14 protein-coding genes are annotated in these 14,284 nt (G+C 48.7%); 1 reads left to right on the forward strand and 13 read right to left on the reverse strand.

From position 1 onward, the window contains the following. Window positions 1-158: 158 nt before the first annotated feature. From secG to rpoN, 8 genes are all read right to left on the reverse strand, one after another. Entirely contained in the window at window positions 159-389 is a 231-nt protein-coding gene (gene secG / locus ACTTK6_RS14290; RefSeq protein WP_022793890.1) for a preprotein translocase subunit SecG, read from the reverse strand. A gap of 164 nt (window positions 390-553) precedes the next feature. Further along, a complete protein-coding gene (gene eno / locus ACTTK6_RS14295) occupies window positions 554-1,837 on the reverse strand; it encodes a phosphopyruvate hydratase (protein WP_079475504.1) in 1,284 nt (427 codons plus the stop codon). A 23-nt stretch (window positions 1,838-1,860) separates the two neighbouring features. Then, window positions 1,861-3,393, reverse strand: a complete 1,533-nt coding sequence (gene gpmI / locus ACTTK6_RS14300; RefSeq protein WP_094909059.1) for a 2,3-bisphosphoglycerate-independent phosphoglycerate mutase — start codon at window positions 3,391-3,393, stop codon at window positions 1,861-1,863. Beyond that, on the reverse strand, window positions 3,390-4,148 hold the full coding sequence (gene tpiA, locus ACTTK6_RS14305) for a triose-phosphate isomerase (RefSeq protein WP_079475502.1): 759 nt from the start codon (window positions 4,146-4,148) through the stop codon (window positions 3,390-3,392). The genes gpmI and tpiA overlap by 4 nt, the downstream gene beginning before the upstream one ends. Before the next feature lie 44 nt (window positions 4,149-4,192). Further along, window positions 4,193-5,383 carry a phosphoglycerate kinase gene (locus ACTTK6_RS14310; protein WP_079475501.1) on the reverse strand — a complete coding sequence of 397 codons (1,191 nt, stop codon included), beginning with the start codon at window positions 5,381-5,383 and terminating at the stop codon, window positions 4,193-4,195. Window positions 5,384-5,596: 213 nt separating this feature from the next. Then, window positions 5,597-6,604: a type I glyceraldehyde-3-phosphate dehydrogenase gene (gap, locus tag ACTTK6_RS14315; RefSeq protein ID WP_079475500.1), complete on the reverse strand. Its 1,008-nt coding sequence runs from the start codon at window positions 6,602-6,604 to the stop codon at window positions 5,597-5,599. Window positions 6,605-6,677: 73 nt separating this feature from the next. After that, entirely contained in the window at window positions 6,678-7,724 is a 1,047-nt protein-coding gene (locus ACTTK6_RS14320) for a sugar-binding transcriptional regulator (RefSeq protein ID WP_079475499.1), read from the reverse strand. A 285-nt stretch (window positions 7,725-8,009) separates the two neighbouring features. Next, window positions 8,010-9,338, reverse strand: coding sequence for an RNA polymerase factor sigma-54 (gene rpoN, locus ACTTK6_RS14325; RefSeq protein WP_462833743.1), 1,329 nt, complete (start codon window positions 9,336-9,338; stop codon window positions 8,010-8,012). 369 nt (window positions 9,339-9,707) lie between these two features. On the opposite strand from rpoN, the gene clpP reads away from it, so the two are divergent. Beyond that, window positions 9,708-10,286 carry an ATP-dependent Clp endopeptidase proteolytic subunit ClpP gene (gene clpP, locus ACTTK6_RS14330; protein WP_022793882.1) on the forward strand — a complete coding sequence of 193 codons (579 nt, stop codon included), beginning with the start codon at window positions 9,708-9,710 and terminating at the stop codon, window positions 10,284-10,286. 46 nt (window positions 10,287-10,332) lie between these two features. Here the strand turns inward: clpP and ACTTK6_RS14335 are convergent, their stop codons facing one another. The 5 genes from ACTTK6_RS14335 to ACTTK6_RS14355 form a co-directional block, all read right to left on the reverse strand. Further along, window positions 10,333-10,590: an HPr family phosphocarrier protein gene (locus ACTTK6_RS14335; RefSeq protein ID WP_079475497.1), complete on the reverse strand. Its 258-nt coding sequence runs from the start codon at window positions 10,588-10,590 to the stop codon at window positions 10,333-10,335. A gap of 171 nt (window positions 10,591-10,761) precedes the next feature. Then, complete coding sequence (whiA, locus tag ACTTK6_RS14340) at window positions 10,762-11,724, reverse strand: DNA-binding protein WhiA (RefSeq protein ID WP_079475496.1); 963 nt, start codon at window positions 11,722-11,724, stop codon at window positions 10,762-10,764. Between the two features lie 20 nt (window positions 11,725-11,744). Continuing rightward, window positions 11,745-12,686 carry a gluconeogenesis factor YvcK family protein gene (locus ACTTK6_RS14345; protein WP_462833745.1) on the reverse strand — a complete coding sequence of 314 codons (942 nt, stop codon included), beginning with the start codon at window positions 12,684-12,686 and terminating at the stop codon, window positions 11,745-11,747. 5 nt (window positions 12,687-12,691) lie between these two features. Continuing rightward, window positions 12,692-13,576, reverse strand: coding sequence for an RNase adapter RapZ (gene rapZ, locus ACTTK6_RS14350; RefSeq protein WP_079475495.1), 885 nt, complete (start codon window positions 13,574-13,576; stop codon window positions 12,692-12,694). 16 nt (window positions 13,577-13,592) lie between these two features. After that, window positions 13,593-14,066 (reverse strand): NUDIX hydrolase, encoded by a 474-nt coding sequence (locus tag ACTTK6_RS14355; protein ID WP_079475494.1) that lies wholly within the window; start codon window positions 14,064-14,066, stop codon window positions 13,593-13,595. Window positions 14,067-14,284: the final 218 nt, after the last annotated feature.

The following is a 14,284-nucleotide window of genomic DNA, read 5'->3' on the forward strand; positions in this document are numbered from 1 at the left end:
CCCTATTTTTTATTTACCTTTAGCCTCTCACTAAAACGCTAAACTTCTACCTGCTTCTTTGATTCACTAAATACAGGAAAAGCAAACATCAGCCGGCAACAGAAAAAACAGCGAACGCTGGAATCGTCCGCTGCTGAGATAGCTTCCTATACTGTCTGTTAGACAAAATAGGCGATGAGTATGGTAAGAACAAAAAACAACACAGCCAGAACTACTGTAAACTGAATCAGAAAGGCCTCGATGCCTCTCGCTTTCTGTTTGCCAACCATTTGTTCGGCTCCGCCGGAAATTGCTCCTGCCAAACCGCTGCTTCGGCCTGACTGCAATAAGATAATTGCAATAAGCATGACCGCAACGACTATTAATGCAACGTACAACGCCGTTATCATCACCCGTACACCTCCACGTTCCAATTACGCTTGTATTAATGTAACACACCAGCACGTGCAGCGCAAGCACACGCAGCAATACAGGCTGAATGCCGCGTGGCAGAGGTGGTTTATTCAATTATAAAAAACCGCAGCCCGTATTCCGGGCCGCGGTCGAAAAGCAATTATTTGTTCAGGTTATAAAAAGCATCCTTGCCCAGGTAAACAGCGGTTTCCGCCAGCTCGTCATTGATGCGCAGAAGCTGGTTGTATTTTGCCACACGATCCGTACGGGACGGAGCGCCTGTTTTGATTTGACCCGCGTTGGTCGCTACTGCGATGTCCGCGATTGTCGTATCTTCTGTTTCACCGGAACGGTGGGAAATGACGGCTGTGTAACCAGCACGCTTCGCCATTTCAATAGCATCAAAGGTTTCAGTCAACGTGCCGATCTGGTTCACCTTGATCAGAATGGAGTTGCCAATGCCTTTTTCAATACCTTCTTTCAGCTTGTTGGTGTTGGTCACAAACAAGTCGTCGCCCACAAGCTGTACTTTGTCGCCAAGAGCGTCTGTAAGCTTTTTGAAGCCTTCCCAGTCGTTTTCATCCAGGCCGTCTTCAATAGAGACGATAGGATATTTCGACACCATATCCTGGTAAAATTCGATCATTTCGTCCGCTGTTTTCACCACGCCTTCACCTTTGAGGTGGTATTTTCCGTCTTCGTACATTTCAGAAGCTGCAGAATCCATCGCAAGCATAATCTCTTCGCCCGGTTTATAGCCTGCTTTTTCGATAGCTTCAATGATCGTTTGGAGTGCTTCTTCGTTCGAACCGAGGTTCGGGGCGAAGCCGCCTTCGTCGCCGACACCCGTATTATAGCCTTTGCTTCCAAGTACTTTCTTCAGGTTATGGAAGATTTCTGCACCCATACGGACAGCTTCAAGGAAGTTACTGGCGCCGACAGGCATAACCATGAACTCCTGGAAGTCAACGTTGTTGTCTGCGTGCTCGCCGCCGTTCAGGATATTCATCATTGGAACCGGAAGGGTTTTTGCATTAAAGCCGCCGAGGTATTCGTACAGCGTCACCCCGAGTTCGTCTGCAGCCGCACGGGCTACCGCCATCGAAACACCCAGAATGGCATTGGCACCGAAGCTGCCTTTGTTGTCTGTTCCGTCAAGTTCGATCATTGCCTGGTCGATGCCTGTCTGGTCTGTTACATCAAAGCCGATGATTTCTTCGGCGATCGTTTCATTCACATTGTCGACTGCTTTGGTGACGCCTTTACCCATAAAGCGGTCGCCGCCGTCACGAAGCTCTACTGCTTCATATTCACCGGTGGAAGCGCCGCTTGGCACGAGGGCGCGTCCAAAAGCGCCAGTCTCTGTAAATACTTCTACTTCTACCGTTGGATTCCCACGGGAATCGAGTACTTCGCGTGCGTAAATATCTGCAATTAAACTCATAAATGATTCACTCCTATGATTGATTATTGAATGAGGGACTGCCCCGTCATTTCTTTTGGTTTTTCTATCTGCAGCAGCTCTACGGCTGTTGGACAAAGGTCAGCGAGCACGCCGCCTTTGCGGAGCTTTGCATTCTCATCGCCAGTGACGATGACTGGCACCGGATTGGTCGTATGGGCTGTCATCGGTTTATCATCCGGCGTTGTTACTTCATCAGAGTTTCCGTGGTCTGCTGTAATAATGGCACGTCCGCCCTTATCGTGCAGCAGGTCCACGACCCGTCCGAGGCATTCATCCACTGCTTCAATTGCTTTAACCGTGGCCTCAAGGTCACCAGAATGGCCGACCATGTCCGGATTGGCAAAGTTCAGCACGATAAAATCATGTTTTTCAGACTGAATTTCGCTTTCAAGCGCCTCAGTCACTTCATATATGCTCATTTCAGGCTGCAGGTCGTACGTGGCTACCTTAGGCGAATCGATCAGCACCCGCGTTTCGCCCTTAAACTCTTCCTCGCGTCCACCGCTGAAGAAAAAGGTGACATGCGGATACTTTTCCGTTTCTGCAATACGAAGCTGGTGCAGTCCAGCATCTGAAACGATTTCACCCATTGTATTGACCAGGTCCTGCGGAGGGTAGGCAATTTCTGCATTTACTGAATCACTGTACTGCGTCATACTGACAAATTTCAGATTGGATGGGAATTTGTCTCCGCGTTCCAAACCGTTAAAACCATCCTGCGTAAATACCTGTGACAGTTGAATGGCACGGTCCGGACGGAAGTTGAAGAAGATCACTGCGTCATTGTCCTGCAGACGGCCGACTGCTTCTCCTTCTTTTGTAATAACCGATGGCAGCACAAATTCATCCCAAACCTCTTCTTCGTATGAAGCGTCCACAGCTTCTTCAGCTGTTTCGTAGGAAGGTCCTTCCCCGTACGTAATAGCCCGGTACGATTTATCCACACGTTCCCAGCGGTTGTCACGATCCATTGCATAGTACCGGCCCTGAACCGTCGCAATATCGCCGGTACCGATTTCTTTCATATAGTCTTCCACTTCGGATACATACTGTTTAGCGGAACGCTGCCCCACATCACGGCCATCCAAAAAGGCATGAACGTATACACGCTCGATTTCTTTTTCATTCGCCATGTCGAGCAGTGCTTTTAAATGGTCTATATGGCTGTGGACCCCGCCATCAGAAAGCAGGCCGAATAAATGAAGGGCGCTGTCGTTTTCTTTCACATGGTCCACGGCATGTTGAAATGCCTGATTGTTTTTGAACGTTCCTTCTTTAATGCCCTTATTAATTAAAGAAAGGCTTTGATAAACGACCCGGCCGGCCCCGATATTCATATGGCCGACTTCTGAGTTGCCCATCTGTCCTTCAGGCAGGCCGACGGCTTCGCCGAAAGCTGTCAGCGTTTCATGTGGGTATTGCTTCCAATAGCGGTCAAAGTTTGGCGTGCTTGCCTTAGCTACCGCGTTCCCTTTGGTTTCCTCCCGGCAGGCGTAGCCGTCCAGGATAATCAGTGCTACTGGCTGATTGCTCATTGTTTTCCCGCCTCAGCAAGCTCCAGGAACGCATCCGGCTTCAGGCTCGCACCGCCGACAAGGGCACCGTCGATGTGCTCTTTCGCCATGTACGTTTCAATATTTTCCGGTTTTACACTGCCGCCGTATTGAATGCGTACTTTGTCAGCTGTATCTTGATCGTACTGCCCGGCAAGTGCTTTTCTTACCGAACCGCACGTTTCATCCGCGTCCTCGGCAGTCGATGATTTGCCTGTGCCGATAGCCCAGATTGGCTCGTAAGCGACAACCACTTTCGCAGCGTCCTCCGCACTCAGTCCGGCAAAGCCTTTTTCGATCTGTTCGCGCACGACTGCTTCTGTAGAGCCGTTCTCCTTCTGCTCAAGGGACTCCCCGCAGCACATGATCGGTGTTAACCCGTGGTTCAGGGCTGCTTTTACTTTTTGATTGACGGTTTCGTCGGTTTCGTTAAACATTTCGCGGCGTTCGGAGTGGCCGATGATGACGTAAGGAATGCCTAAGTCTGCGAGCGCTGCCGGACTGATTTCGCCCGTGAACGCACCGCTGTCTTCCTGGTGCATATTCTGGGCGCCGATTTTCACGTCGCTCGATGCTGCTGCCTCATTCATGTCCTTCAAAAACAGAGCCGGTGCGCATACTACCGTTTCCACCTCTTCTGCGTTCGGTACTTTGCCTGCTACCTGCTCGATAAAATCCACTGCTTCACCGTGAAGTTTATTCATCTTCCAGTTGCCTGCTATGATTGGTTTTCTCATTGTTTCACCCCGCTAAGATTATAGTAAATATACGTGCTGCCTGCCTATTTATCATCCAGTGCTGCTACACCTGGCAGAACTTTGCCTTCGATGAATTCAAGCGAAGCACCGCCGCCGGTGGACATATGGCTCATTTTATCTGCCAGCCCGAATTTTTCTACCGCTGCCGCCGAGTCTCCGCCGCCGATAACCGTGTACGTGCCGGAAGCTTCAGCCATTGCCTCAGCGATAGAACGCGTGCCCTTTTCAAACGTAGTGAATTCAAACACGCCAACCGGCCCGTTCCAGATCACAAGCTTCGAATCCTTGATGACGTTGGCATATTCCTTTCTCGTTTCGGGCCCGATGTCCAAGGCTTCCCAATCGGATGGGATGCTGTCAATACTCACTGCCTGTGTGTTTGCATCGTCGCTGAAATCGTCGGAAACAATAACGTCCTTTGGCATGTAAAAGTTTACGCCCTTATCTTCAGCTTTCTGCATGAATTTTCTGGCCATATCAAGCTTATCTTCTTCAAGCATGGACTTGCCGATCTCATAGCCTCTCGCTTTAACGAACGTGTAGGCGAGTCCACCGCCGATAATGAGGTTATCCACGATATCGAGGAGGTTATCGATAACGCCGATTTTGTCTTTTACTTTTGCTCCCCCAACGATTGCTGTAAATGGACGGTCCGGGTCCTCAAGCGCCTGGCCAAGCACATCGAGTTCTTTTTCCATCAGCAGGCCGGCTGCGGACGGAAGGTGGCGCGCCACTCCTTCTGTAGATGCGTGAGCCCGGTGAGCCGCACCGAAGGCATCATTTACGTAAATGTCTGCAAGGGACGCTATGTTCTTTGCCAGAGTTTCATCATTTTCCTCTTCCCCTGCTTCAAAGCGCAGGTTTTCAAGAAGCATGATTTCTCCGTTCTCCAGGGATGCCGCTGTCTGCTTAGCCTCTTCGCCGTATACTTCGTCGACCTTCTTCACATCGACATTCATAATTTCGCCAAGACGGGCTGCTGCCGGTCCGAGACGAAGCTCGTCCACCGCTTCCCCTTTCGGGCGTCCAAGGTGGCTTCCAAGAATGACACGCGCTCCCTGTTCGGATAAGTATTGAATTGTTGGTACAGCTGCACGAATCCGTGCGTCATCCGTAATGCTTTCATCTTTCATTGGCACGTTGAAATCAACGCGGCAAAATACCGTTTTGCCTTTCAAATCTAAATCGCGGATGGTTTTCTTATTTAACGCCATTGCCAAACCTCCCTTAATTTTTCTTCCTCATCTATCATAACAAAAATCTGCACTCCCGTTCTTTACCCGCCGCAGAAAAAACTGGAACGTCTATTTTTAATGCTTCGTGAGAGCATCTGATGTCCGGCAGGCCGGAAAATAGAGCTGTACAGACTTAAAAAAGGGAGGAAGAAATAATATTCTCCTCCCTTTCCCAAGCACTTAATAAATGGTTTACAGTTTTTTGCCAAAGCTTGCTGCGAGGTCCACAACACGGCTGGAATAACCGAATTCGTTGTCGTACCAAGCGATTACTTTGACCATGTTGTCCTGCATAACGAGTGTTGAAAGAGCGTCTACCGTGGAAGAATAAGCGCTTCCGTTGTAGTCCTTCGATACGAGCGGCTCTTCACTGTAACCAAGAATGCCTTTCAGTTCGTCAGATTCAGAAGCTTCTTTCAATGCGTTGTTCAACTCGTCTACTGTTACGTCCTTGTCGAGTTCTGCTACGAAGTCCACAAGGGAAACGTTTGGAGTAGGAACACGCATCGCACCGCCAGTAAGCTTACCGTCAAGCTGTGGAAGCACGAGTGCTACTGCCTGAGCGGCGCCTGTAGTTGTCGGAATGATGTTTTCAGCGCCAGCGCGCGCACGGCGAAGATCTTTGTGCGGGCCGTCCTGGATCTGCTGGTCACTCGTGTAGGAGTGAACTGTATTCATCAGGCCGCGTTTGATGCCGAATTTTTCATCCAGTACTTTAGCTACTGGAGCCAGGCAGTTGGTTGTGCAGGATGCGTTAGAAACGACTTTATGCTCATCCGGCTTGAATTCGCCTTCGTTAACGCCGACAACAAATGTGGCGTCCACGCCTTTAGCCGGTGCGGAAATGATAACGTTTTTCGCTCCGCCTTCAAGGTGTTTGGCAGCCTGATCACGCTGCGTAAAGATGCCTGTAGATTCAACAACGATTTCGGCTTCTACGCCTTTCCAGTCGATTTTCGCTGGATCTTTTTCAGAGAAAACGGTCAGCTTGTGGCCGTTAATTGTAAGGTTGTCACCGCTTGCTTCGATTTCTGCGTCAAGCGTTCCGTGGACGGTGTCATATTTTAAAAGGTGCGCAAGTGTATCAGTGTCAGTCAGGTCGTTTACTGCTACTACTTCCACGTCCGGGTTGTTTAAAGCTGCCCGGTAAACGTTACGTCCAATACGTCCAAAACCGTTAATACCAATTTTTGTTGCCATAATGATTTTTCCTCCTTGGAATATAAATAATTGTGAAAGCTACTGCAGCATAATGCGGCAGGTATTCTGCCTGTTACTCAGTTGCCTCCGGCGCATCGTTTTGTTCTAAAATGGCTTTCGCTGCGCCCTCATCGGTAATCAGTATGCTGCTTGGGCGGTAGCGCATATAAGCGTCAATTGCCTTTGCCTTGCTCGATCCCCCGGCTACGGTGATTACTGTCTGGTCCCGCCGGAGCTCGTCCCACTGCAGGCCCACCGTATTTTCCCGGTGCACCACTTGTCCATCCTGGTTAACGTAGTAGCCAAATGACTCGGCCACCGCCGACTCTTCCTCCAGCCTGCTGCGCAGGGAAGCACTCGTCGTCCGCCGGCCGGCCATCGTTTTTGCTTCTCCAATACCGTGAACCACAATCGATGCCGTGCTCAGCAGATCGAGCACTTCCTGCACTCCGGGTTCCTGCATGAGCGAACGTCTCGTGTCCTCGCTCAGCTGGTCGGGAACATGAAGCAGCCGGTACGAGGCCTGGGCCTTCATCGCCATGGCGGAGCTGATAGTGTTGGCCTGAATTTCCACTTTTTCCCCTAGGCCGCCGCGGGCCGGTACAAAAATAGTGTTTTGCCATCTCGGGTCAGGGACCATCATTTCAGCAGCTGAAGCAAGCGTCGTACCGCCGGCTACCGCAATGACGTCCCCGGAACGCACACGGTTTTTCATCTGCTGTACCACAGCCCGTCCGAGTTCCTTTTTCACCACCGGCAGCTCGTCGCTATCCCCCGCCACCACGATAACCTTAGGCACGGATAAATAACCCGCCAGCCTCTGCTCCAATTCCTCGAGGCCAAAAGTATATTTGACTGTCTGTTCGAGTCCTTCGAGCAGCTTGGTGCCTTCTTCAGTTAAAAGCATCCCTGCGCTTTGCATCAGAATAAGCCCCTGCTGCTTCAAAAAATCTGTTTCACTGCGCAGAACCCGCTCTGAAATGGATAGCTGAGTGGCAAGGGTTCTTCTTCCAATCGGCTGCATCAGGCGGATGTATTGCAAAATGCGGTACCTCTTCCCTAACGTTTCGAGCACATCAGGCTGCAGTTTCCGCTGCATCTCCAATACGTCACGTAACATATTGCTACACCACCGAACCTGTGGCAGCAGCTTATTTCAAGCCACTCCTCATCATTGATCTTCACTTCCCCCTCCGGGACTAATAAGGTCCCGGAGAGACATTTTCTGTCCCGCTCATTTTATAAAAAAATGAACGTTTTGTTCACAATTTCATTGTAGCAATCTGCATCTGGAAAATCAACGCAAATGTTCACCGTGATTTTCAAGTTGTTACATTAGACTATTACCCGAATGCTGATAATTTTATGCATAAAAAATCCTCCTTTTTCGCAAGGAGGATACTGGCTATACTGGCTGCTTGCGCTGGGAGGAAGAAGGAATGCGGAGTTCTGTTCTGTATTTCGCAACCGCCCGCCTTGAAATCGTACACTTCTGTTCCTGCTGCAGCAGATCTGCAAGCTTTTGGTCCGAAAGAGGCTTTTCTTTATTTTCTTCTTTAATCAGTTTTTTCATCATGGCCTTCACTCCATTGCTTGAAGCGTCTTCTTCCAGGCGCGCAATTTTTGAGGAGAAGAAATGCTTCAGCTCCACCAGGCCGTGAGGTGTCTGCATGTATTTGCGGCTCGTCGTCCGTGAAACCGTGGATTCATGCACCTCCGCCTGCTCAGCTATTTCCCGGAGCGTAAGAGGACGAAGTTTTTCTTCGCCGTACTTTAAGTATTCACTCTGGGCTCCGACGATCGCTTCTGATACTTTCTGCAGCGTCTGCTGCCGCTGTTCGACACTTTTTACAATCCATAAAAACTGCTTATATTTTTCCATTGCATACTGCCTGGCTTCTTCATCGGTATCCTGCTGCAAGAGACGCCAGTATTTTTCATTCATCTGCAGTTCCGGAAGCCGGTCATTTAAAATAGTGACGACCCACTTTCCTTCAGCCTCTTCTACACGGATATCCGGGGACACAGAAATAGATGTCTCCTGCCTATACGCATCCCCAGGATACGGCGAAAGCTTTTGAAGGCAAGTGTAAATCTCCTGGAGCTGCTCTTTGCTGAGGTGATATTTCTGCTGAAGATAGCGCCATTTCTTTGCTCCTAGCGCCTCGAGGTCATCGGCGACTACCTGATCAATATAGGGATCCGTATCCAGACAGCGTTCAAGCTGCAGAAGGAGGCATTCTTTTAAATTTCTTGCCCCGACTCCTGCTGGTTCAAGCTGTTGGAACGTCGAAATATACTGCTCGCTTTCTTCGCTTTCAAGCTGAAACTTCTTCTCCATTTCCCATTTGATGTCTTCTAAGTATCCACGCTCATCGACACTTCCGGCTAAAAACAGAAGTATATCCCGTTCCCTGCCTTTGTAACGGCCGCAGGCAATCTGTTCCCTCAGCGTATCTTCGAGAGTTTCCCCTGCCGGCTCACGCCAGTCCAGCTGTTCATTTCCGGATGCCGGGGTATAGGCAGGGACTGCTGTTTGAGAGGCAGACAGCGCAGTACCGTCAGTAATAGAAGGCATGGTTAAATCCATTAGAGGGTTTTCCATCGCCTCTTCCTGCAGATAGTCAGATAATTCCTGGGTCGACAGCTTCAACAGGGCAATTGCCTGCTTTAATTCCTGCGTCATCACTAAACTCATCTCTTGCTTCTGCTGCAATTCAAGCCCTAAACCCATTATTTCCACCTCCGTTTGGAAACGCTTTCTTATATCATAACATATTTTTCTTCCTTAATTCGATATCTTTCCTTGTTCAGTTATTGGTATTATATGAAAATAGATCTGGGCATTCTATTTGTTTGTCAGATCATTTTTCATATAACTTAAGGCATATCCTGAAGCAGAAACATTTACACGGCACGTTTATGTTTGTGAAAATGAAGGGAATGAGAGGTAACGTATGAATATATGAAATAGGAGCATACTTTTTATTTGACCTTAATTGACCAAAGAGTTATGATAATAACAGCAACGCGGAAGGAAAAATATTTTCCATACAACTACCATGAATGTAGGCATACATTTCATTAAAGGAGGACTCTTTTCATGAACTTGATACCAACAGTTATTGAACAAACCAACCGGGGCGAACGCGCATATGATATTTATTCGCGTTTGTTGAAAGACCGCATTATTATGCTTGGCTCGGGCATTGATGACAACGTAGCCAACTCGATCGTAGCGCAGCTTCTTTTCCTCGAAGCCGACGATCCGGAGAAAGACATTTCTCTTTACATTAATAGTCCGGGCGGCTCGATCACAGCCGGCATGGCTATTTATGACACAATGCAGCACATTAAGCCGCAGGTTTCCACTATCTGTGTCGGCATGGCAGCATCAATGGGTGCTTTTCTTCTTACAGCCGGCCAGGAAGGCAAGCGTTATGCTCTTCCAAACAGTGAAGTAATGATTCACCAGCCGCTCGGCGGCACTCAGGGCCAGGCTGCTGATATTGAAATTCATGCCCGCCGCATTATTAAAATGCGCGAAAAGCTCAACCAAATCCTTGCTGACCGCAGCGGCCAGCCGCTTGAAGTTATCGAGCGCGATACCGATCGTGATAACTTTATGAGTGCGGAGCAGGCAAAAGAATATGGTCTCGTGGACCAGGTTATGGGGCAGTAAGAGACAAAAAATCAGGACGGCATAGCGCTGTCCTGATTTTTATTATTCACATTTCTTTTTTCATAAACTCCGTTAATGATTCGGCCGCTTCCTCTTCGTCTGCACCTTCAGCCGAAAGCTTAACCGAGGCCCCTGTACGTACTGCGAGGCTCATAACGCCCATAATGCTTTTAGCATTCACCTTTTTTTCATCTTTTTCCAGAAAAATGTTGGAATGAAACCGGTTCGCCTCCTGAACGAATAATGCTGCCGGCCGGGCTTGAAGCCCTGTGCGCAAATTTACTTCTACTGTTTTTTCGACCATAGTTATTATCTCCCTTTCTCCATCTGTCTTCATCCGGTACCCGCTTTTTTTGCACCAATAACGTAAGTCAATTCGGTAACTTTTTAAGCAAGCGCTTTAACAACGGCTGTAAACCGGCGCCTGTGGCAGTAGAGGCCCCCCTCTCTTCCTACAGGCGCCGGTTTTTACTAATTAAATTTTTTCGGGAATTGGCGGCTTACCAGCCTGGATACGTTCCGCGATCTGGTCGATCTTTCTCAGTCGGTGATTCACCCCGGATTTACTCACTTTTCCACTCGGTACCATTTCCCCGAGCTCCTTCAGCGTAACATCCTGATGCTGCACACGCAGAATCGCTATCTCGCGGATTTTTTCCGGAAGGTTTTCGAGCCCGACTTCCGCCTGGACAAGCTGAATGTTTTCGACCTGCCGCAAAGCAGCCCCCACGGTTTTATTGAGATTCGCTGTTTCGCAGTTTACGAGGCGGTTCACCGAATTCCTCATGTCTTTCATAATCCGTACATCTTCAAAATACAACAGGGCCTGGTGAGCACCAATAATATTTAAAAACTCGGTAATTTTTTCGCTTTCCTTAATATAAAGAATATAGCCCTTTTTCCGTTCAAGGCTTTTCGATGTAAGTCCGAATGTTTCCATCAGAGTCCGGAGAGCCCGGTTGTGCTCTTCATACATTGAGTAAATTTCGAGGTGATACGAAGACGTTTCCGGATGGTTAACCGATCCCCCGGCTAAAAAGGCTCCGCGCAGATACGCCCGCCGGCTGTCCGTATTCGGAATCACGTCATTAGAAATTGATCGGTTAAACTGATAGCCATTTTCCATGATGGCAAGATCCGTCAGCATTTCTTTGGTTTCTTCTGCCATCCGCACCACATAAACATTATTCTTTTTTAAACGCATTTTTTTCCGGACAAGCAGTTCAATGACCATATCCTTATAAATACGCTTGATTAAAGAATAGATCCGCCTCGCGATTGCTGCGTTTTCAGTCGAAACATCTAAAATCAGCTGGCCGTTGCCAAAAGAAATCGAACCGTTCATTCTAATTAACGCAGCCAGTTCTGCTTTAGCGCTCGTATCGTCTACCTCGATCTGGGTTAATTCTTTCTTTGTTATAGCCGCAAATGAAGACATCCATCTTCACCGCCTTTCTGTCAATCACGGGCGAGCAGGGCTTCAGATACCTTTTTGGCATCATGACGGAGAACGAGGCCGTCATAGTGCATAAACGTATCTGTTACTACCTGGCACCCAAACTGTTCTAATCTTTCATAATCACACCTCACAGGAAACGCCTGCTGTTTTTCATAGTTCTCAAGCACCGGCGCCGGAATTTCTTCATCATGCACAAGGATCGTATCCACAAGTGTGCCCCCTGTGTGCTTTTCGAGGGCGTGCAGATGATCGGACGCTGAAAATCCGTCCGTTTCTCCCGGCTGTGTCATAGCATTGCAAATATATACCTTCCGGGCCTTCGAACGGTTGATGGCGTCCCGGATACCGGGGACGATCAAGTTCGGCAGAATGCTTGTAAACAAACTTCCGGGACCGATGACAATAACGTCCGCCTGTTCAATGGCACGCACGGTTTCCGGAAGAGCTTCAGCATCCGGCGGGTGGATGAACACCTGCTCAATCTGCTTGCCGGCTTTTGGAATAAGCGACTCCCCGTAGACCGTAGAGCCGTCCTTCATTTTTGCAAACAGCTCAATGCTTCGGTTAGAGGCTGGAAGAACCTTCCCTCGAACGTTTAACACGGTACTTAGTTCAGTAATTCCTTTGGCAAAGTCTCCGGTAATGGAAGTCATTCCGGCTACCAGAAGATTCCCAAGGGAATGGCCGGTCAGCCCTTCTCCGCTTGCAAAGCGGTGCTGGAACAATTCTTCAATTAATGGTTCGACTTCTGCGAGCGCCACTAATACGTTTCTTACGTCCCCGGGGGGCGGAATATTAAACTCTTTCCGTAAGCGCCCCGAGCTTCCTCCGTCGTCTGCGACGGTCACAATCGCCGTAATATCTGCCGGGAACTGTTTCAGCCCCCGGAGCAGAACACCTATGCCTGTGCCACCGCCCATCACTACAACCTTCGGGTCCATCACGTCTATTTTTTCCTTCCTTCCTCAATGTCCCGGTGATTGGCATTCGTCTCATATTTCTCTGAAAAGTAAGACGCAATGTATTCAGCAAGCGTCACGGAGCGGTGCTTGCCTCCTGTGCATCCAATCGCGACGACAAGCTGCGACTTGCCTTCCTGTTTGTACAACGGAAGCATAAATTCAAGCATATCCACCAGTTTATTTATAAATTCTTTTGTATCTGTCCATTTTAACACGTACGAAGACACTTCTTCCTCGAGACCGGTTTTTGGCTCCAGGTGCTCCACATAATGAGGGTTGGGCAGAAAGCGAACATCAAAAACGAGATCTGCATCGATCGGCATTCCATACTTAAACCCGAAGGACATAACATTCACATTAAAGACCGACTGATTTTTCTCAGCATAATCTGTTAATATACGCTCCCGCAGCTCTCTCGGTTTCAGGCTGCTCGTATCAATAATATGGCGCGCACGTCCCTTTAATTCCTGCAGCATCTCCCGCTCAAGCTGAATGCCTTCAAGCGGTGTCTCCTCACTTGCAAGTGGGTGCGAGCGCCGCGTTTCCTTATAACGGCTGACAAGCACCTGGTCTCCAGCATCCAAAAACAAAATATGTGTCGACAGCTCCTTGCGCTGATCAAGCTGATCGATCGAAGCAAACAGGTGGTCAAAAAACTCCCTCGTTCTGAGATCCACCACGAAGGCTACTTTATCCGTCTTATTTTCTGTTGTTTCAATTAAATCGATAAACGTCGGGATTAGGGAAGGAGGCAGATTGTCTACACAGTAATAGCCCAGATCTTCAAAGCACTGGATGGCGACCGTCTTTCCGGCCCCTGACATCCCGGTAATGATTTCCACCTGAATCGATTTCCGCTCTTGTTCCATCGTCTGCATCCCTCTTTTACATGTAGTATGGCGTGGAGTGCTCGAGCCGGCTCTCCAGAAGCCGGCGGTCTTTTGTATAGCGGAACGTACCATACACCGTCCCTTTATTATTCAAAATATGCTCTACAATCGCCTTATCTCCTTCAGCCATCGGAAGAGAAGATACTTCCCGTTTTTGCTTCCATTCGAGTACGCCTTCTGGAGATTCATTAAGCAGCTGGCCGGATGCACCAAAAGCTTCAAATGTAAACATCATCCATTCATTTGCTTCAAGGCCATTCTCTATTGTGATAAACGTAAAAATGCCCCTCAGATGCGGCCGTTCAATCGTAAGCCCTGTTTCTTCACGAAATTCCCGCTGTACTGAATCATATACTGATTCCCCCGGCTCCATTTTTCCGCCGGGGGCGTTCCACCAATCGAAACTTGGTTTTTTGAGCATAAGCAGTTGATCATCCTGCTGTAAAAAACAATTTGTTACCCGCTGCATGTGTACCACCTCACATATACCTTTTTCCAGTATACTATCCTTCGATGGTTCAGACAATTTACAAAAGAAAGTATCTTACGTTTTCTACACCAAAAAACGGCGCAGAAATGATTTTCTGCGCCTGTGCTTCATTGTTTCAGCGGGAGCGCCTACGCTTCGACCGCGTTTTTCAGTTCTTCCACGTACTGCTGCGCCGTCTGCGCCGCGAGTGACCCGTC

Source organism: Marinococcus salis (genome assembly GCF_054971365.1).

Coding starts and splice junctions, on each gene's coding strand:
- secG (WP_022793890.1), bottom strand. CDS start 389: ATGATAACGGCGTTGTACGTTGCATTAATAGTCGTTGCGGTCATGCTT.
- eno (WP_079475504.1), bottom strand. CDS start 1,837: ATGAGTTTAATTGCAGATATTTACGCACGCGAAGTACTCGATTCCCGT.
- gpmI (WP_094909059.1), bottom strand. CDS start 3,393: ATGAGCAATCAGCCAGTAGCACTGATTATCCTGGACGGCTACGCCTGC.
- tpiA (WP_079475502.1), bottom strand. CDS start 4,148: ATGAGAAAACCAATCATAGCAGGCAACTGGAAGATGAATAAACTTCAC.
- ACTTK6_RS14310 (WP_079475501.1), bottom strand. CDS start 5,383: ATGGCGTTAAATAAGAAAACCATCCGCGATTTAGATTTGAAAGGCAAA.
- gap (WP_079475500.1), bottom strand. CDS start 6,604: ATGGCAACAAAAATTGGTATTAACGGTTTTGGACGTATTGGACGTAAC.
- ACTTK6_RS14320 (WP_079475499.1), bottom strand. CDS start 7,724: ATGTTACGTGACGTATTGGAGATGCAGCGGAAACTGCAGCCTGATGTG.
- rpoN (WP_462833743.1), bottom strand. CDS start 9,338: ATGGGTTTAGGGCTTGAATTGCAGCAGAAGCAAGAGATGAGTTTAGTG.
- clpP (WP_022793882.1), top strand. CDS start 9,708: ATGAACTTGATACCAACAGTTATTGAACAAACCAACCGGGGCGAACGC.
- ACTTK6_RS14335 (WP_079475497.1), bottom strand. CDS start 10,590: ATGGTCGAAAAAACAGTAGAAGTAAATTTGCGCACAGGGCTTCAAGCC.
- whiA (WP_079475496.1), bottom strand. CDS start 11,724: ATGTCTTCATTTGCGGCTATAACAAAGAAAGAATTAACCCAGATCGAG.
- ACTTK6_RS14345 (WP_462833745.1), bottom strand. CDS start 12,686: ATGGACCCGAAGGTTGTAGTGATGGGCGGTGGCACAGGCATAGGTGTT.
- rapZ (WP_079475495.1), bottom strand. CDS start 13,576: ATGGAACAAGAGCGGAAATCGATTCAGGTGGAAATCATTACCGGGATG.
- ACTTK6_RS14355 (WP_079475494.1), bottom strand. CDS start 14,066: ATGCAGCGGGTAACAAATTGTTTTTTACAGCAGGATGATCAACTGCTT.